This is a genomic window from Paenarthrobacter sp. TAF1, assembly GCF_052113825.1.
Classification (GTDB): Bacteria; Actinomycetota; Actinomycetes; order Actinomycetales; family Micrococcaceae; genus Arthrobacter; species Arthrobacter nicotinovorans.
Window position 1 is genome coordinate 391,225 of the sequence record NZ_JBFRDO010000005.1, and the last position, 16,287, is coordinate 407,511.

19 protein-coding genes are annotated in these 16,287 nt (G+C 59.3%); 12 read left to right on the forward strand and 7 right to left on the reverse strand.

The features are described 5' to 3' along the window. Position 1 precedes the first annotated feature (1 nt). Complete coding sequence (locus AB4Y81_RS09975) at positions 2-1,246, forward strand: flavin-containing monooxygenase (protein WP_441995742.1); 1,245 nt, start codon at positions 2-4, stop codon at positions 1,244-1,246. Positions 1,247-1,469: 223 nt separating this feature from the next. Here the strand turns inward: AB4Y81_RS09975 and AB4Y81_RS09980 are convergent, their stop codons facing one another. Then, positions 1,470-1,616, reverse strand: coding sequence for a hypothetical protein (locus AB4Y81_RS09980; protein WP_441995798.1), 147 nt, complete (start codon positions 1,614-1,616; stop codon positions 1,470-1,472). Between the two features lie 6 nt (positions 1,617-1,622). On the opposite strand from AB4Y81_RS09980, the gene AB4Y81_RS09985 reads away from it, so the two are divergent. Continuing rightward, positions 1,623-1,898 (forward strand): HNH endonuclease, encoded by a 276-nt coding sequence (locus AB4Y81_RS09985; protein ID WP_441995796.1) that lies wholly within the window; start codon positions 1,623-1,625, stop codon positions 1,896-1,898. Positions 1,899-1,935: 37 nt separating this feature from the next. On the opposite strand, the gene AB4Y81_RS09990 is transcribed toward AB4Y81_RS09985, so the two are convergent. Beyond that, entirely contained in the window at positions 1,936-2,556 is a 621-nt protein-coding gene (locus AB4Y81_RS09990) for a dihydrofolate reductase family protein (RefSeq protein ID WP_441995743.1), read from the reverse strand. A 166-nt stretch (positions 2,557-2,722) separates the two neighbouring features. Beyond that, on the reverse strand, positions 2,723-2,923 hold the full coding sequence (locus AB4Y81_RS09995) for a hypothetical protein (protein ID WP_079581136.1): 201 nt from the start codon (positions 2,921-2,923) through the stop codon (positions 2,723-2,725). 285 nt (positions 2,924-3,208) lie between these two features. Here AB4Y81_RS09995 and AB4Y81_RS10000 point away from each other — a divergent pair, with 285 nt between their 5' ends. Together AB4Y81_RS10000 and AB4Y81_RS10005 are read left to right on the forward strand one after the other, a co-directional pair. Continuing rightward, the gene (locus AB4Y81_RS10000) at positions 3,209-6,544 is read left to right on the forward strand and encodes a helicase-related protein (protein WP_441995744.1); all 3,336 of its coding nucleotides are present in this window, start codon (positions 3,209-3,211) and stop codon (positions 6,542-6,544) included. 3 nt (positions 6,545-6,547) lie between these two features. Continuing rightward, the gene (locus tag AB4Y81_RS10005; protein ID WP_441995745.1) at positions 6,548-8,434 is read left to right on the forward strand and encodes an AAA family ATPase; all 1,887 of its coding nucleotides are present in this window, start codon (positions 6,548-6,550) and stop codon (positions 8,432-8,434) included. 410 nt (positions 8,435-8,844) lie between these two features. Here the strand turns inward: AB4Y81_RS10005 and AB4Y81_RS10010 are convergent, their stop codons facing one another. Both AB4Y81_RS10010 and AB4Y81_RS10015 read right to left on the reverse strand, forming a co-directional pair. Then, positions 8,845-9,972, reverse strand: a complete 1,128-nt coding sequence (locus AB4Y81_RS10010) for an HNH endonuclease (RefSeq protein WP_441995746.1) — start codon at positions 9,970-9,972, stop codon at positions 8,845-8,847. A 350-nt stretch (positions 9,973-10,322) separates the two neighbouring features. Next, complete coding sequence (locus AB4Y81_RS10015; RefSeq protein WP_441995747.1) at positions 10,323-11,354, reverse strand: serine hydrolase domain-containing protein; 1,032 nt, start codon at positions 11,352-11,354, stop codon at positions 10,323-10,325. On the opposite strand from AB4Y81_RS10015, the gene AB4Y81_RS10020 reads away from it, so the two are divergent. Further along, complete coding sequence (locus tag AB4Y81_RS10020) at positions 11,341-11,550, forward strand: hypothetical protein (RefSeq protein WP_179128330.1); 210 nt, start codon at positions 11,341-11,343, stop codon at positions 11,548-11,550. The two genes, AB4Y81_RS10015 and AB4Y81_RS10020, sit on opposite strands and share 14 nt — an antisense overlap. Positions 11,551-11,729: 179 nt before the next feature. Here AB4Y81_RS10020 and AB4Y81_RS10025 read toward each other — a convergent pair whose 3' ends face one another. Beyond that, the gene (locus AB4Y81_RS10025) at positions 11,730-12,620 is read right to left on the reverse strand and encodes an EamA family transporter (protein WP_441995748.1); all 891 of its coding nucleotides are present in this window, start codon (positions 12,618-12,620) and stop codon (positions 11,730-11,732) included. Between the two features lie 96 nt (positions 12,621-12,716). On the opposite strand from AB4Y81_RS10025, the gene AB4Y81_RS10030 reads away from it, so the two are divergent. Both AB4Y81_RS10030 and AB4Y81_RS10035 read left to right on the forward strand, forming a co-directional pair. Beyond that, positions 12,717-13,220: a MarR family winged helix-turn-helix transcriptional regulator gene (locus AB4Y81_RS10030; RefSeq protein WP_441995749.1), complete on the forward strand. Its 504-nt coding sequence runs from the start codon at positions 12,717-12,719 to the stop codon at positions 13,218-13,220. A gap of 31 nt (positions 13,221-13,251) precedes the next feature. Then, a complete protein-coding gene (locus tag AB4Y81_RS10035; RefSeq protein ID WP_441995750.1) occupies positions 13,252-13,842 on the forward strand; it encodes a hypothetical protein in 591 nt (196 codons plus the stop codon). 28 nt (positions 13,843-13,870) lie between these two features. Here the strand turns inward: AB4Y81_RS10035 and AB4Y81_RS10040 are convergent, their stop codons facing one another. Further along, positions 13,871-14,065: a hypothetical protein gene (locus AB4Y81_RS10040; protein ID WP_189075959.1), complete on the reverse strand. Its 195-nt coding sequence runs from the start codon at positions 14,063-14,065 to the stop codon at positions 13,871-13,873. Positions 14,066-14,185: 120 nt separating this feature from the next. On the opposite strand from AB4Y81_RS10040, the gene AB4Y81_RS10045 reads away from it, so the two are divergent. The 5 genes from AB4Y81_RS10045 to AB4Y81_RS10065 all read left to right on the forward strand — a co-directional run bounded on the left by AB4Y81_RS10045 (position 14,186) and on the right by AB4Y81_RS10065 (position 16,179). Then, positions 14,186-14,503: an ArsR/SmtB family transcription factor gene (locus AB4Y81_RS10045; RefSeq protein ID WP_441995751.1), complete on the forward strand. Its 318-nt coding sequence runs from the start codon at positions 14,186-14,188 to the stop codon at positions 14,501-14,503. Beyond that, positions 14,496-14,903: an SRPBCC family protein gene (locus AB4Y81_RS10050; protein ID WP_441995752.1), complete on the forward strand. Its 408-nt coding sequence runs from the start codon at positions 14,496-14,498 to the stop codon at positions 14,901-14,903. Before AB4Y81_RS10045 ends, AB4Y81_RS10050 begins: the two co-directional genes overlap by 8 nt. 192 nt (positions 14,904-15,095) lie before the next feature. After that, the gene (locus AB4Y81_RS10055) at positions 15,096-15,275 is read left to right on the forward strand and encodes a PLD nuclease N-terminal domain-containing protein (protein WP_416429304.1); all 180 of its coding nucleotides are present in this window, start codon (positions 15,096-15,098) and stop codon (positions 15,273-15,275) included. Positions 15,276-15,289: 14 nt separating this feature from the next. Next, complete coding sequence (locus AB4Y81_RS10060; RefSeq protein ID WP_441995753.1) at positions 15,290-15,766, forward strand: hypothetical protein; 477 nt, start codon at positions 15,290-15,292, stop codon at positions 15,764-15,766. Continuing rightward, positions 15,763-16,179 carry a DUF6188 family protein gene (locus tag AB4Y81_RS10065; RefSeq protein WP_441995754.1) on the forward strand — a complete coding sequence of 139 codons (417 nt, stop codon included), beginning with the start codon at positions 15,763-15,765 and terminating at the stop codon, positions 16,177-16,179. The genes AB4Y81_RS10060 and AB4Y81_RS10065 overlap by 4 nt, the downstream gene beginning before the upstream one ends. Positions 16,180-16,287: the final 108 nt, after the last annotated feature.

Genomic DNA, 16,287 nt, shown 5'->3' on the forward strand with positions numbered 1-16,287 from the left:
CATGGGACGCATCCCGGAAACCGTCGTTATCGGCGCAGGCCAAGCCGGCCTCACGACGAGTTACTGGCTCACGCAATTCGGCGTGGAGCATCAACTCCTGGAGCGGCGCGACACTTTGGGTGGCGCTTTTCAGGATCGTTGGGACGGCTTCTACATGAACACGCCCAACCTTTCGCTGGACCTTCCCGGGATGCCGTTCGACGACGGCGACCGTGACGCCTTCATCCCCCGCGACGCCGCAGTGAACCTTTTCAGGCGATACGCGGAGCTGATTGCGGCACCAGTGCACACGGGCGTTGACGTGACCCGGTTGTCCGTTTCTCCGGAGGGCGGGTTCCTGATCGAGTCCTCCCTAGGGAGCCTGAGAGCCCGGAACGTCGTCCTGGCCACGGGCGCCTATCAGTTGCCCAAGGTTCCCGCCCCGGCCGTCAAGCTCCCCGCCGCCGTAACCCAGCTGCACACCCACGAGTACCGCAATCCGGAGCAACTGCCCGACGGTGCCGTGTTGGTCATAGGGACCGGCCAGTCGGGCGGGCAGGTCGCCGAGGAGCTGCACGACGCCGGCCGCGACGTCCACCTCGCCATCTCCGTCGTTCCCGAAGCCCCTCGCCGCTACCGCGGCCAGGACCTCATCTACTGGATGCTCGAGACCGGCAAACACGGACCTGACTACGGCGTCAACGCACTCACCCGTGAGGCACTACCCTCCCCCGCGTTGCGGTTTGCGCCCAATCCCCTGCTCTCGGGCACCGACGGCGGCCACAGCATCCACCTGCGCGAACTCGGCCGCCGCGGCATACACCTGCACGGTCACCTTGAATCAGTCGACGACGGCGTCATCACCTTCAGCGACGACCTCCCCGAACGCCTCGCCGCCGTCGAGTCCGCGTTTGGACAGCGTTCACGCAAGGCGATTGATGCGTATATTGCGGCAGCGGGGATCGATGCACCGGAGCAGGCGGCTGCGGAAGCGGATGACTGGTTGCCTGCGGAGCTTTCACGGGTGAGCCTTGCGGAGGCGGGCATCACTTCCGTGTTGTGGGCTTCCGGATACAAGCTGGACTTTGGGTTTGTGGACCTGCCGCTGGTGGATGAGTGGGGCTACCCGAAGCACTCCCGGGGAGTGACGGAGTTTCCCGGGCTGTATGTGGTCGGGTTGCCGTGGCTGACCCGGCACTACTCGTCAATCGTTGGTGGCGTGGGGCTGGACGCGGAGTACGTGGCAAGGCGGGTTGCTGGGCGCTGACATTCGCCCCGGCCTGCCGATAAACGGAGTGCGGTGCTGCTAACGTCACGGCATGACCGAGGGCCAGTCATTTCGATCTGAATTGCGGCGCATCTATTGGACGCGCCAATCCCTTCGGCTGCTCGTCCTTGTCTCCGGGGTCTGGCTGTTTGCGGCTGCTTACCTGTCCTTTACAACCCCGCGGGCCCTCGGCAACTTCGGCACTGGCTCACTCGAAAACGTCCTACAGGAAGTCTTTGGCGGCCTCTGGATCGCCATCGGGCCGCCCGCGGTCTTCATTGTGATGTTGCTGGTTGTGGCTATCACCCAGCGGACGAGCGACGTTCGGCGTCGAGATCCGCAACGTCGGTTCACGCGGTACCAGCGCCAAGATGGAATGCTGCGAGCCGGCGGGCAATGTGAGTTGGAGTCGGGTTACCGGAGGCGCTGCACGAGAGCTGCGGAACACGGAGATCATTTCTATCCATGGTCCAAAGGCGGCGCGACATCGCCCCGGAACTTCGTTGCCGCATGTGCTCACTGCAATCGGCGTAAGAGCGCCCGCATCCCGAGCCCCGGGCAATTGACGCGCCTCGAGCGGCGACGCGGATCCTATGTAGGGACTGATGTTGCGGTTCCTCTCGGCGAAAGACGAAGGCTTCGATCGGCGTGACTTGCACACCACCTCTGGCTGTCGGCTCTCGCGGCCCCTACGCCTGATCAATCTCCGCCATGTTTCCCACCCCAGGAGTCCCCTCAACCAGGGCGTAGCGTTGCATCACGGCACCCTTCGGTGAAGCAACTACGGGCTCGATAAGCCTGAGGTTCGTAGGCACCACCCCATCGGCGAACACCTTCTTCCCGTGGCCCAGGAGGATCGGATAAACCCACAGATTGAGCTGATCGAACAAGCGCTCCGCGAAAAGGGTTTGAACGAAGTCGAGGCTCCCGATGACGTGGATGTTTTGATGCTTCCCGCGGAGCTCCCGCAGCCCGGCTACCGTGTCGGCGCCGAGCAGCGTGGAGCCCTCCCACTCAAGCTCCGGCGACTGACGCGAGGCCACGTACTTCGGAATCCGGTTGAACAGCTCCGCGATTTTGCCATTCTGGTGCGGCCAGTACGAGGCGAAAATGTCATAGGTCCGCCGGCCCAATAGCAGCGCGTCCATCCCAGCCATACCGGAATCGATCTGCTCGCCGACAACCTCGTCGATGAGCGGCGCCTGCCAGCCGCCGAACGCAAAGTCGTTGGCAGTGTCCTCTTCCGGCCCGCCCGGCGCCTGCGCGACCCCATCGAGAGTGGTGAACAGGTCAATGTGGATCAGTCCCATGTCGGACTCCTTCCCTGCTGCGTGCCGCCACCCCGGCGGCAGGATCAAGTCGAGAGTTCCACAGTAGGGACTGTCAGGCAATGGTCACCGGAAAGATACGACGACGCCGACAGCATCTTGCGCTTGCACAGGCCCACCGTCTTGGCCTTATAGACGAGAAGCCGGGCTAAGCCGAGTCCCGCATCTTCTCGGCGCCCTGGCGCCGCTCAAGAATCACCCAAGCCACCGTCGTCGGGGCCCCGACCAGCACCAGGAGTGTCATGCTCCAGAACCCATCGATCACTTTGGTGAACTGCAAAGTCAAAACGGCTAACAGCAGGACTGTGGATGCAATGTTCAAAATGCGGAGCTTACGTGCCGTAGTCATTTTCGGAATCGTCCCCCTACGATGTCGTCCAAGAAGCCTAAGGTCATCCGCAGAAATCAACGACTTTCTAGGCTTCCTTCAAGTCCACTGTCTCCGTGGACATCGACTGAGCCTCGGAACGCAGCGAACCGCGACACGCTCACCCGTACCACCGGTCTATAAAACTTGCATTTACAATCAAAATATCTTGGCGACGTGGTCCCAAGTCACGTTCGCGTTCTCAACATGGGGGTTGTGCATGGGGTTTATCAGGGCTAGGTCTGCGGCATCTGTAAGCGAGTGCTCATGACAGCCGACAACACCTGTGGGTATCACCCGCAGATCTCGGACCTCGGACTACTCCATGACGGAAGCGCCGGCAGAATCCTGCTTGTGGCCCCGCAGCCAAAAGACTTGAACCTGAGCCACGAATATCGAGTACTGCACAGCCGCGACCATGAAGTTTCACTAAGGCCGGGAGTTTACTGGGCCAAAGTGAACGGCGAGATGAACGCCCTTGTCATCGACGGACAAGCTGTACCCGGTCGGACGCCAATGCCCCCCGAACAGGTCAGTCTTGAGGATGCTGACGAAAGTTCTCTGGGCGTCATCGGGATGGACTGGCTCGAATCTTGGTGGGATGAAGCGATTCATATCGAAGCACCCAAGTTCCCGGCCTCAGGTGGAGCGATCTCCATGAGTACTGGCGGAGACATCCTTATCATGCGGCGATTATTGACGGGACCCCGGTGGTCATATGTGATTCGTCAGGACGGAAGGACAGTAACGGTTTCGGAGTCAGAGCTGGAACCGATTCCGGATATCCCATCTGCCGAATCCTGGCTTCAAGAGACGCCTGCTTCCCCGGAGGCATTCTCGGCTATGGTCACAAGGGCGAAGCTCAACAGAGGTGTAACAGACGCAATATTCTCCTACGGTGTTACAAAGACAATCATCAACCCCTTTCAGTTCAAGCCGGTCCTAAAATATTTGGATTCAGCAATGGAGCGAATGCTCATTGCCGACGAGGTCGGCTTGGGCAAGACCATTGAAGCTGGTCTTCTTTGGACTGAGATGGCTGCACGAGGTCAAGCAAATCGAGTTGTGGTGGTTTGCCCGGCCGCACTTGTGCCGAAATGGCAGCGTGAGATGAGCGAGCGCTTCGGCTTTGAGCTGGAGCATTACAGAACGGCTGACCTCCGTCGAGTTGTCGAGAAGCTCGAAGCAGGGACCCTCCCTCAGAATTTCGCTATCGTAGTCTCCATCCAAACGTTCCGGACGTTCGAGGATCTGCAGCAGATGGAGGAGCTGAACTTTGCATTGGATCTGTGCATCATCGACGAGGCACATCAAATGCGCAACCAAGGCACAGCGAGCCTCAAACTTGGGCTATTCCTTCGTGACGTCTCTGGTTCCCTGGTATTGCTGAGCGCCACCCCACTCAATCTCGGCAACGACGATTTGCTGTCAATGATGCGCCTCATCATGCCCGGCGAAATCGAGACAAGAGCAGACCTCGACCTCCGTATCGACCACCACGAAGCCCTGCAAGCGCTGCGAAGGAGTGCAACGAATCCAAAGGTCTCCAATGCCCAACGACGACATTGGCTCAACCAAATAGCAAGCGCTCGAATGGGGCGCGCCCTTCGCGAGCGGGCCGCGTTCAAGAAGCTCGAGGAACTTCTCAATACGGATGAGTACTCGGTGGTTTCGGCGCCGGTTATCCGCGATGCTTGCAACCAGCTGCACGGCCTATCTTCGGCCATAACACGGACTAGAAAAACTGAGGTGCACACAGCTCGGTCAGTTCGCGAAGCAGTAAACGCAGTAGTCGAGTGGATGCCTGAGGAACAAGCCTTCTACGACGCATACGTAGACTGGCTGAGGCAGATTGCACAGGAGCGGAACCTGCCTCCCGCCTTTGCTCTGCAAATGCCTCTCCGACTTGCAAGTTCGTGCCTACCCGCCACAGCAAGACAGGTTCTGGGATCTGAAACGGAGGAAGGGAACGACGGCGACGGCTCACCGACTCCGGGCAGAGGAGGCAGCCTGCTCTCGGCTGAGGTCCCCCCAGCGCACCTCCAAACGCTCGCGCGGCGTCTCGCTGGTATCGATACCAAATTCGATGCGTTCTCCAAAGCTCTTCGAGGTTCAGAAATGACCGGGCGGTCCGCCCTCGTCTTCACTTTCTCTCGAAACACACTCAGTTACCTTTGCGGAAAGCTGTCCCAGACCCATCGTGTGGCGGCGCTGCACGGAGGAGTCACGCCTGACGCACGTGAGTCAATAATGCGGCGCTTCCGTGCCGGGGACTTCGATATCGTGATCGCCACCCGAGTGGCCAGCGAAGGCCTTGATTTCGAGTTCTGCTCTCTGATCGTTAACTATGACCTGCCCTGGAATCCGATGGAGGTGGAACAACGGATCGGCCGTCTCGACCGCATCGGTCAAAAATCGGACAAAATCCTTATCTTGAACTTCTCCACCCCGGGAACTATTGAGTCTCGAATTCTAGAGAAATTAATGGCTCGGGTTGGTGTCTTCGAGCATTCCATTGGTGAGCTGGAGCCTATTCTTGCGGAATCTTTTGAGAGCCTAAACGAGCTCGTAGTTGACTTCCGTCTGACGGACAGCGAAAGGGACCGACGGATAAATGAGACGATTGCCGCCGTCGAACAGGGCAAGGCCGACGCAGCTGAGCTAGATGAACATTCGTCCAAACTGCAAGCTGAGGATCAATTCGGCATCAACTCGGTCGAGGACAGGATCAGTCGCGGCCGCTACTTAGGGCAGATCGAGCTTGCTCATCTCGTGGCAGACTGGGCTCGGCTGCGCGGTGGTTCAGGCAAAGTGGACGTCAAGGGTAAGCAGCTACGCGTCGACGTGAGCCAAGAGATGCTGCTTAAGATTGTCGACTGGAGGAGGAGCGAAGGTCAGACCTCAGCGGAAGTTTCGCGGGTCGAAAGGGCTGGGCGGGCAAAGACTCCCCTTGTCATGAGCCTTGACGCAGAGGAAGCCCGAGTAGGCGGCGGCTCACTCCTCAACGGACACCACCCGCTGGTCCGGGTGGCCTCCCGTGACTTGAAGCCCCATCATGTTCCGAGATTTGCGACCCTTCGAGCTACAGCCGATGCAGACTGCCCATCGGGCACATATTTGTTGGCGCTGGCTGCGGCCGGTTGGTCCGGGCTACGCTCGACCAGCGAACTGTGGGTTGAGGCAGTCGATCTGGAGACAGGTGAGTCACGGAGCCTTGAAGCAGGAGCCCTGCTCATGACCAGTGTGGCTGAGGGCACACTGACAGCATCCACCAGCGCTGTGCACGCTAATGCGGATCTCTATGCCGAGCAGCTCTTAGTAGACCTGGAAGAGCGACGCCATGCCGAGCAAGACCGTCGTCAGTCGGAAAACGATGCCCTCATTCTGGAACGCAAAATCCGTGCAGAAGAAGTCTTCAAGAATCATCAAAGGTCGATCAACGGGCGGTTGGTACAGTCCACTCCCCAGACCGCCCACATGTTTGAGGGACAACTACGCAGGGCCGAGGAGCGACGCAACGATGCGCTTGCGAGGATAGCCCAGAGCGCCCACTCCAGCCTGGATCTGGAAAACCTCGCACTGTTGCAGCTGGAAGTCATCTAGCGAGTGGACGACAAGCAGCAGATCCTCGCGTACGAGAATGCCATGAACGACCACTACCTCGAACTGGTGGGAAAGCAGGAAAAGCCTCGTGTTGCCGGTCTCCGCCAGCGAAAGAGGACTGATTTCAGTCCCCTAACCGGTCGCATTTCCATAGAGGGAGACGAACCCGGGAAAGTCGAGAATTACTACATCGGACCCATGCACATGGATCAGGGTGACCTTTTTGTCATCAGCTGGACGGCCCCCGCGGCCGAAATCTTCTTCCGGCATCTCAAGACGTGGCAGACGAAAAATGTTCGGGTTCAGCGCCGTTTTGTTCAGAAGGTACGGAGGCTTACTAATTACGCCGATATCTGGGTTGGTCGGCCCGAACGGCAAGCATTTCCTCAGAGCAGCGAATCTGAAAGACCTCCTCCAGCAAAATCAGAAGGTCGCTCACGCTGGCTGGCGGGTGTTAAAGCCAGGGCAGGCACCCCGCGTACACAACCGGAACGGATGCCTTCGGCTGAACCCTTAGAACCCAGCGCTACAGCAGTTACGGCAGCGACAACCATGGAAGACCTTCTCCGGGAATCTTTATCAGCACCTCGGTCCCTGGGGCTCTCATCTGTTCTGGCGACGCTGCAACCGGAACAGTACGACCTAGTTACCCGCACGACGGAAAAGTCACTTGTAATCCAAGGACATGCCGGCACGGGAAAGACGATCATCGCCACCCACCGCGCAGCCTGGATGGTACACGAGGATCGCGAGGAGTCCCTCGGGCAGATTTTGCTTCTCGGACCTACTCCTGCGTGGGAGGCACATGTATCTACCGCTTCGACAGATTTGGGAATCAATAAGCGAAGGATCGTGGTGAGCTCCGTCCACGGACTGATCCTTGAAGTTCTGGGGTTTGAGCCCGATGCTTACCGGCCTCGCCCTGTAGATTCCGTGAGGGTTCCGGAAGGAGCTGACGAAGTTGTTAGGGCTGCAGCCCTAAGGTCGCGCCGGAGTGATATGAAGGGACTCGAAGCGCTCGGTGTTTTCTACGACGGCTTCGTGACAACCATGCACTTGGAAGGACGTTCGGCGAAATTCCGTGCTTGGGCGGGTGACCTTCCCGCTACCTTCAAGAGCGCCCGAAAAGACCCCTTGATGTGGCCCCTTCTTGCCTATATGCAGGTCCTCTTGGAGCCAGGCGAAGTCTTCGAACACGTGGTGGTAGATGAGGCCCAGGATCTGAGCCTCTTCGAGTGGCGAATACTGGAAGAAATGAACGCCGGCAACTGGACGTTGGTCGGTGACATGCAGCAGCGTCACTCACTACAAGTCAAGACATGGTCGGACATCACAAGTCGTATCCCCGCTACTCGGTGGGACGAGAGCACTATCAACACCGGATATCGCACATCCCAAGCGATCGCAGACTTTGCCGCAGCACTCCTCCCGAAGTCGGTTGGTTTCCGCAAGGCTTCGCCTCTGGGCCGTGGTATTCCACCAAGAATTATCAACGCCGCCGCGATCCGGCGAACTGTCGAGTCCATCACATTGGAACAGTGTCAGCGGTTGGCCACAATTCGACCCGATGGAACGTTGGCTGTTATAACGCCAAACATTGACGCGGTGGTCCGGGAGGCCAGGCTGTTGGGTTGGATGCCCAAGGATAAGTGGACTTGGGCGGACGACGCGGATCGGACCTACTCGTTCCTGACCCCGGAAGAGGCAAGAGGCTTGGAATTTGACGCCGTTGTAGCCGTCGAGCCTTCCATATTCCGCGCCAACTCTGGGTCAGATGGGAGACTCTATACTTCCTTGACTAGGGCCAATCTGGAGCTTGTTGTAGTCCATTCCCGCCCGCTTCCTGCGGCTTTGGCACGGGAGGCTCAACGGATTTTTTTAGCGCCCTGACCGTGGGCAAGACTCTGTGACCGCCGATCCAGAATCCTGCCACTCGGCCGACTTAAGCCCAGCCGATCTGTGTCTCGTTCCAGCGGCAGGCTGATTCGGACCGAATCACCTCGATATTTAGTTTGCACGTATCGAATCGCGGCTCAGTAGTATCTCTGAGCAAGAGTCCGACTAGACTTCTCATAGATATTTGGACCTATGAATGGGAGAGCACTTTGAGCAAGAAGCGTTACGGTACCGGTAGGCTCATACTTGATGTGGTCTTAACACTCCTCACGGGCGGCTTCTGGCTCATTGTTATTCTGATCCAATTCCTTAGGCGAAACTCACGGTAATACAGTCGTCACGTAGTTTTGCACGGTCTCCCTACACAACACTGTCGTATTTGACAAAGTGCTCCGCGCAGCGAATCACGCACCCCGAAAACGCTCATACGCATGCTCGAGGGCGCTTGCGCTTGGTCGATCAGCCCTTCGTGTCGGAACACTCATAAGCCTTTGGTCATGACGTTCTTGCAGCCCGTGCTTCAGCATGGGCCCGTCGACCTCCGCGAGAATATCACTTCGTATTTCAACTATTAGATCTGGTCGAATACCCATAATTCCAGCATCAAAAGCTGCGTGGTGAATCTTACACATAGCCATCCCGTTAGATACAGCTGGGATGCCTTCCATATGGGCATCGGGGATGATGTGCGCTGCATCCAGAAGCTGCTTGTGCTTTAGATTGCAGACGGTGCACCGTGTGTCGTAAGCATTGATGACAGTGGATCTAAACAGACGCTGATGAAGTCTTGTGCGTGCGAGGCGTGTCCCATATCTTTTAACGATTTCCAAGTCTCGCGTGTCCTCAACATCTCCCGCCCCGTCTAACGCTACGCGTTGGGGATCAATATCAACAACGAATTGCTGTTCTCCGCGCTCCTCAGCCAGTAAGTAAACCGGAAAGACTGGCTGGTACAAGCCTGGGGCTACGCCGAAGAACCAAATAAGCGGAAGCCCGTTCTCCATGGCACTGCGTAGTGCCCGGTTGTCAGCTGCGTTCGCTTCGTCACCCTGCCATTTGTAGCGGAGCAAGCCGTCGGAACCCACTTCGTCTTCGTATGGCCGTTCCTGCCCAGCCCGTCTAAATGTCGTGGTGATGGACAAAGCAGCATCAAGAGACTTCGGCTTCCAGATGCCACGCTGTCGGCTTTTCAACGGCACCCGAGTATCGCCGACTCGAAAATCCTCGAGGTCTAGATAGTGAATTGCATCTGCACCGTCATTGGTCCGGACAGCCAGCCATGCCTGCGCCTCCCGTCGAACCCTTGAATCCCAGGAGCCCGACCTCGTGGCCACAGCGTCGTCCACTTCGATCTCGGGAATCTTGAAAGCACCATGGGCGCCCGGTCCCAACTCGAGGTAGACGCGGGCAAACTTGCCGCTTTGCACCCAGTCGATAATTGTCGACTGATTGACGCCGATCCTTTCCGCTGCTTCACGCGTGCTCAGGTGTCGGCCGGGAACCACCGGCGATTCGGGAAAGGCGCGCTTCATGCTGCCAGGATATAGGAAGGAGAGGTGGTCCTTGACCCCGCTCTAATTGCCCAACATGTGCGAAGAGTGCTTGGCTGAAAACCAGCGCTCCGTCTTGCGTGAGCGACGAAATTCGTCCAAATAGCCTAAGTCTGAAGGCCGGCGGAATACCGGTGCTAGTCGCGAATACCCGTGCCGGTAGAAACAAGCCGCACAACGGCCAGTGGACCACCGTCGTGGCCCGTGGAGGGGCAAATAACAGTAACTAGAGGAAGCAAAGCCGCCCACGTCAGTCCATTCGTCAACGGCACCACCAGAGTCCCGCCCTATCCAGTCGTGAAATCGCCGTAGCCACCCCGAGGGCCATCCCCCTACCCACACAACCGATCCTGCACCTCCATCAGAGCCGACAGCATCTGACTGCTCATCAGATCGCGTTCGTCCACCAAGTCCTCACCCGCCCGCAACGACGGCTCCGGAGCAGGAGACACGGCCATTGACGCTTGGTATCGCCCATCGTCGGAACTGAGCGCGACGGTCCGGAAGTCGAGGAAACCGCCTTTCGTGAAGAAGCGCGGTGCGCCGCCGCAGTCCGGGGACCACTTGACCAGCCCCAACGCAAAGGGTCCGATCACCACCTTCTTCATCTCCGTCAACGAATTGGCGGACAAGACCCGACCACCAAACAGGGCAGCCATAAAGTCATTGACGTCGGCCATGGTCGAGACCACGACTGGCAGCGGGGAACCCAGCTGTTCCAGGACCGGGCCACCGGTGACGCGCTTGCCTCGGACGCTGACGTAGCCCTTGATCAGGTCAGGGGCGTCCGGCGCGTCCTCGTCGATAGTCGTATGGGTCAGCCCGAGCGGGCTGATGATGTCGTCGCGAAGAATCTGAGGGTATGACTTGCCACGGAACTTTTCCAGGATCAGTCTCAATGCCAGGTTGTTCGAGTCGGAGTAATGGAATAGCCCGACAGTTCGCGCTTCCCAAGGCAACGTACCGGCGAGCCGAAGAGCCTGCGGAGTGGTCAGCCCCTGAAAGGAAGCAGACACAAAGTCCTCCAAGCTCCGGATCATCACGTCTCGGTAATCTGGCATTCCCGACGTCTGGGAGAGCACTTGCCTCAGCGTGATCGGGACGGGAGGTTTGAGACCAACCCCAAAGCTCTCCAAAAGCCCGTTGACGGGATCATCAAGAGCGATCAGTCCGTCCTCAACGAGTTTCAACACAGAAACCGCCGTCATGGTCTTGGTAACGCTTGAAACGGGGACTCGATCCTGCGGCCGGGCCGGTTGCCTCGTGTCCAGATCTCGCACTCCGTAAGCCTTCGACCATTCACCACCCGGCCACCGCAGCTGGGCGAGGACAGCCACAGCGTCTTGGTCCATGAAGGTCTGCATCGCGTACTCCAGCGAGCTGATGGCCTCAGCGTCGCTGAACGACGGCGACGGCGAGTCCGAAGGCGATGGAGACGGCGACGGCGACGGGCCCGGTGATGTGCACCCGGCAAGCACCGATCCGGCCAGCATCGACGCGACCAACCCTGCAGTCAGTCGAACGAGCCAGCCATGGCGGTTCATCAACGCACCAACTTGAACGCGAAGTAAGACCTCGGGGCCAGCGCCAGTCCGGCTTACGTCCAGCCGATGAGCACTGCCTCCTGGATACGGCTCGGGGCCGCGACGACACAACACCGCGAGCGCATTCCAGCGCTAGGGCTAAATTGATCGTCCTCCCGCCACCCCTGCGGGACAAGCATCAGAACTCCACCCCCGTCAGCTAAGCACTTTCACCTTCGCCGGCACGGGCTGACCCGCCGCCGCCCCAGCCCGCTGCACCAAATACACCGACCCCAGCACCAACACCGCGCCCACAATCTGCCAGCCCGACAACGCCTCCCCCAGGAACACGAACCCCAGCACGGTCGCAACCAGCGGGCTCAGGAAGCCCAGGAACGAGACCACCATCGTCGGCAGCCGCTGGATCCCCCGGAACCACACCGCGTAGGCCACCAAGGCACCAATGACGCTGAGGTAGGCAAAGCCCGCAACGTTAGGCAAGGTAACCGACGTCGGCAGTCCTTCAACCACCAGCGTCACCGGCAGGAGCATGACCCCACCCATCGCCAACTGAAGGCCGGTAAACCCAAGCAGCCCCACGCCGTCGGGCCTTCCCCAACGTTTCGTCAGGACAATGCCGGCCGCCATGCTCAGCGCACCCGCCATCCCGGCAAGCACACCAATGACCGTCAGCGACGCGTCGGAACGCAGAACCAACAAACCGACCCCGGCAGCTCCCACGGCGCACGCCACGATGTGCGCGAGACGGATCCTCTCCCCCAGCAGCAACGCACCCAGGAAGAGCACGAACAGGGGCTGGATCGACCCAACCAACGCCGCCAACCCACCCGGCAACTGGTATGCGGTGAAGAACAGCAGGAAGAAGAACAGCCCGATGTTCAGTGCGCCCAGTGCCGCTGCTTTGAACCACCACGTTCCCCGCGGCCATGTCCGGGTGACGAGCATCAGCACGATTCCGGCAGGCAGGGCCCGCACGGTTGCGGCAAGGAGCGGCCTGTCGGCGGGAAGGAATTGAGTTGTCACCAGATAGGTGGAACCCCAGACAATCGGCGCGAGCGCGGTGATGAAGAGGTCGCGGGGAGACATCCGAGCCATTGTTCACTTCCATACATTTCGATGTCGAACTATTTGATGTATGACAATGTAGGTGTTGTACTGTTTGAGGTCAAGCATGGGAGGGCAATGGACCGCGACGCAGTGGACACGATTCTTGAGCAATGGAACCGGGAGCGCCCCGATCTGGATGTCAGCTCCATGGGCATTTTGGGCCGACTCGCAAGGGCGAACCGTTTGGCGTCACTCGATGTGCAGAGATTCATGAACCAGTTCGGGCTGGAGCCTTGGGAGTTCGACGTCCTGGCAACCCTTCGGCGGTCGGCAGCCGAGGCGCCACTCACTCCCGGGCAGCTCGCCAGCCTGACCATGATCGGCTCCGCAGCCATGACCAACCGCGTCGACCGCCTGGTGAACCGCGGCCTGATCCACCGCGAAACCAACCCCGGGAACCGCCGTCAGCTGCTGGTCAGTCTTACCCCCGAGGGACTAGCCCTGGTTGACGAGGTGGTGGAGCACCACGTGGAGAATCAGCAGAAGATGCTCGACGGCCTCTCCAAGACCGAACGCGAACAGCTGGCGAACCTCCTGCGGAAGTTCCTCCTGGCAAACAACGACGGCGGCCCCGCCTAAGCAGCCAGCCTCACCCATGCAAGGATGAGGCGTGGACACTTCCTCTGAGCAGCTGGCGATCGCAATCGGCAAGGCCATGGTGGGTGGTGACGGCACTTCCTACGATGCAATCTCACTATGCCAAGCTGGTGGGCACACTGAGCGGTACGCCATCTCAGTGCTTCCAAGAGGCTTCATATGGTCCGCGACGCGGCTATTGGACGGAACCACCCAGAGCTTTGACCCTCACACCATGACTGTTCAGGTTGACGGCGCAGCCCAGCATTCCCTCTCCATAGAGCGCGTCCCCCGCGCCTTTCCTGAGTCCGTTCAGTTGGCCTTCCCACTCTCCTTCCCCATATGGGGCCGGAGCATGGACAGCTACCATCCGGCGGCCGTGGAGATAAATGGCACAGACACAACACTGCTGCTAAGGCACCGCTCCGACCCAACAATCTTTGGATCCTTCACGTTCGAAACGGAAAGCGGAATCGCGAAAAGCTACTTCACGCCCAGCGAGGTACGGAAGCTGGAGCGCGAGTCAAAACCGGACGACGTCGGAATAGACTTCGGCTTCGTAGCGGGCATTGGGGAGAGCCTGCCACCAGGGATGCAGTATCCCACGAAATCTACGCAGACATAGAGGTGGCATCCAGTCCATCACTACCGGATCACTCAGACTCGCCGGCCTCCCGGGGTGCAGCATTCCGCTTGGCTTTCCGCAGGACATAAACTCCGTAGCACCCGAATCCCAGCATGAGCACGGCTCCCGCGGCCCGCCACCAGACCAGCGGTGGCCACATCGCAAAGATGATCGCCAAGGCAAAGAACATCACTACTTGCAATGGGCTCGGTGCGTTCTTCACAGGTCTTCCCCCCGAACTGGCGAAATCTTCCTTGAACTGTGAGTCTACGAAACAACCCGAATGTCACAGCGTAAGACGACTAACTTTTCATTTCGGAAATTTCCGACATATCATAAACCCGTGCCCTCCGACGTCTTCGGCGCCCTCGCGAACCCTTCGCGGCGGACCATCCTCGACATCCTCCTCGCCGGTCCCCTGACCGCGGGCGAGCTGACGGGTCGACTGGAGCTCAGCCGCTCATCGGCGTCGGAACACCTGGCCGTCCTCAAGGAGGCAGGCCTGATCCGCGAGGAACGGCAAGGCAGGCACAGGATTTACCACCTCCAGCCGCAAGGACTGCGTGAAGTCAGCGGTTGGCTGCAGCACTACGAGCATTACTGGAACCAGAGGCTCGATGCCCTGGCCGGTCTTCTGGATGAGGAGAACACCCATGACTGAAAACACGATCCGCCTCGAGCGCACCTTCCCCCACCCCAAAGAAGCCGTGTGGGCCGCCCTCACGACGCCGGAACTGCTCGCCCGCTGGTGGGCGCCTGGCGATATCGCACCCGTGGTCGGACACCGCTTCACCATGGACATGGGCGCCTGGGGCCAGCAGCAGTGCGAAGTCACCGCCGTCGAGCCCGGCGATTCCATAACTTTTGTCTTCGCCGAAGGCAGCTTGGATACGACCATCACCTGGACGCTGGAAACGGTCGACGCCAGGACAACACTTCACTTCGAACACGCCGGCTTCAACCTGGACTCACCCATGGGACGGCAGGCCATCGAGGGCATGGGCAACGGCTGGCCGGGCCTGCTTGCGCGTATCGAGCAGGTGTTGGTGAGCGTCAGCTAGCGGTTGCAGCGGCCGGCGATCGTCGCCGTCGTGCTTTCGGCCAGAGCACAACGGCGGCGGCCGAAATGTTCTGGCACCCGGCCGCGGAGCGGTTTCAGGGTGCTATATTGACGGAAATCTGGCCGAGGGGACAACGTGGAAGTTTGGCAGTGGGCCTTGGTGCTGTTGGCGGCGGCGTCAGCGGCCTTTGTTATGGGCTCGATCATTTGGGCAGTCTTCGACGTGCTCGGGGAAGTCCGTCTGAACCAAACAACCCGGATCCTATGGGTACTGCTTTTATTTGCTGTTCCGCTGCTCGGGCTACTCGCTTGGCTTTACGCAAAGCCTCGGCTTGCCCAGTCGGGTAACAGCCTCCGGCGGCAGACGCTTTAGTGTATAGCGCAGCATTGGGCGAACTCCTTACGGCCAGAGCTTTGTGGATCCTCAGGCAGGATGCTGCAACTCCAGCCATCTCGGCAGCCACAAATGCGCTGGTCGAAGGTTATGACAACGAATCTCTCCGCGAACTTGCTGGAGCATCACCTGACATCAACGTCTTCCAGCTCGGAACGCTGATAGTTGATGCCCTCAGCTCGCTTGGCATGGCAACGGGATCCATGACCCGGGAAGAAGCTCAACTTGCTGCCACCCACCACTACGCAAGCCAGGTCCTTGCTGGAAACCTGCAGATACGGGAACTCACCAGATGGGTCCACAGGACCATTGGTCATGAGGGACACCCCATGGTGCAGGATCTTGTGGTTCTCGATGACTCCTTTGATGCGTTCGAGGACGGGTGGGGCGCGGAGCCTGACGGAATGAGTGTGCTGACCAGTTTCGTCGACGCATTGGGACCGGAAGATCAGATGTGGATGCAAACATGAGCGATATCCCAGTGGACGACCACGTGCTTTGGTCGTGGCCGGTTACTCCGGGGCCAGACCTGATAGTCCAATGCCGGGTCGACCATGCATTCACCATCTGCACAGACGGCGGCATGATCCTCAGGATCGAGTCGGACTTCATCTTCAAATCTGCTGCCGGGAACATCCACCAGCTTGACCCCAACGGAAAACCTGCCCTTCTGGGTCCAGCTCTCTCGATCACCCGGTCATCAATCGTGGCGGGCCTGGCCGACAACCGCGGCGCCCTTCATGTGGACTTCGCCGACGGGAGCGCCATGGATGTCCCTGCGGATAAAAACTACGAGGCTTGGACGATTAATGGGTCCCAAGGATTGTTGCTCGTTTCTTGCCCCGGGGGCAGCATCGCAAGCTGGGGTTTACGGACGGGGTAGCAAACTCGACCAAGTCTTGTGCAGCGTCAGCTAGCGGTCACAGCGGACGGCGAGCGAGCGGAAGTTCCGGAGTATTGACAGCGAGACTGGTGCGCCTCGATGGAATAC

Excerpts from the sequence above, each read along its gene's own strand:
- AB4Y81_RS09975 (WP_441995742.1), top strand. The coding sequence starts at position 2 with ATGGGACGCATCCCGGAAACCGTCGTTATCGGCGCAGGCCAAGCCGGC.
- AB4Y81_RS09985 (WP_441995796.1), top strand. The coding sequence starts at position 1,623 with ATGCTGCGAGCCGGCGGGCAATGTGAGTTGGAGTCGGGTTACCGGAGG.
- AB4Y81_RS09990 (WP_441995743.1), bottom strand. The coding sequence starts at position 2,556 with ATGGGACTGATCCACATTGACCTGTTCACCACTCTCGATGGGGTCGCG.
- AB4Y81_RS09995 (WP_079581136.1), bottom strand. The coding sequence starts at position 2,923 with ATGACTACGGCACGTAAGCTCCGCATTTTGAACATTGCATCCACAGTC.
- AB4Y81_RS10000 (WP_441995744.1), top strand. The coding sequence starts at position 3,209 with ATGACAGCCGACAACACCTGTGGGTATCACCCGCAGATCTCGGACCTC.
- AB4Y81_RS10010 (WP_441995746.1), bottom strand. The coding sequence starts at position 9,972 with ATGAAGCGCGCCTTTCCCGAATCGCCGGTGGTTCCCGGCCGACACCTG.
- AB4Y81_RS10020 (WP_179128330.1), top strand. The coding sequence starts at position 11,341 with ATGAAGGTCTGCATCGCGTACTCCAGCGAGCTGATGGCCTCAGCGTCG.
- AB4Y81_RS10015 (WP_441995747.1), bottom strand. The coding sequence starts at position 11,354 with ATGCAGACCTTCATGGACCAAGACGCTGTGGCTGTCCTCGCCCAGCTG.
- AB4Y81_RS10025 (WP_441995748.1), bottom strand. The coding sequence starts at position 12,620 with ATGTCTCCCCGCGACCTCTTCATCACCGCGCTCGCGCCGATTGTCTGG.
- AB4Y81_RS10030 (WP_441995749.1), top strand. The coding sequence starts at position 12,717 with ATGGACCGCGACGCAGTGGACACGATTCTTGAGCAATGGAACCGGGAG.
- AB4Y81_RS10050 (WP_441995752.1), top strand. The coding sequence starts at position 14,496 with ATGACTGAAAACACGATCCGCCTCGAGCGCACCTTCCCCCACCCCAAA.
- AB4Y81_RS10055 (WP_416429304.1), top strand. The coding sequence starts at position 15,096 with ATGGGCTCGATCATTTGGGCAGTCTTCGACGTGCTCGGGGAAGTCCGT.
- AB4Y81_RS10065 (WP_441995754.1), top strand. The coding sequence starts at position 15,763 with ATGAGCGATATCCCAGTGGACGACCACGTGCTTTGGTCGTGGCCGGTT.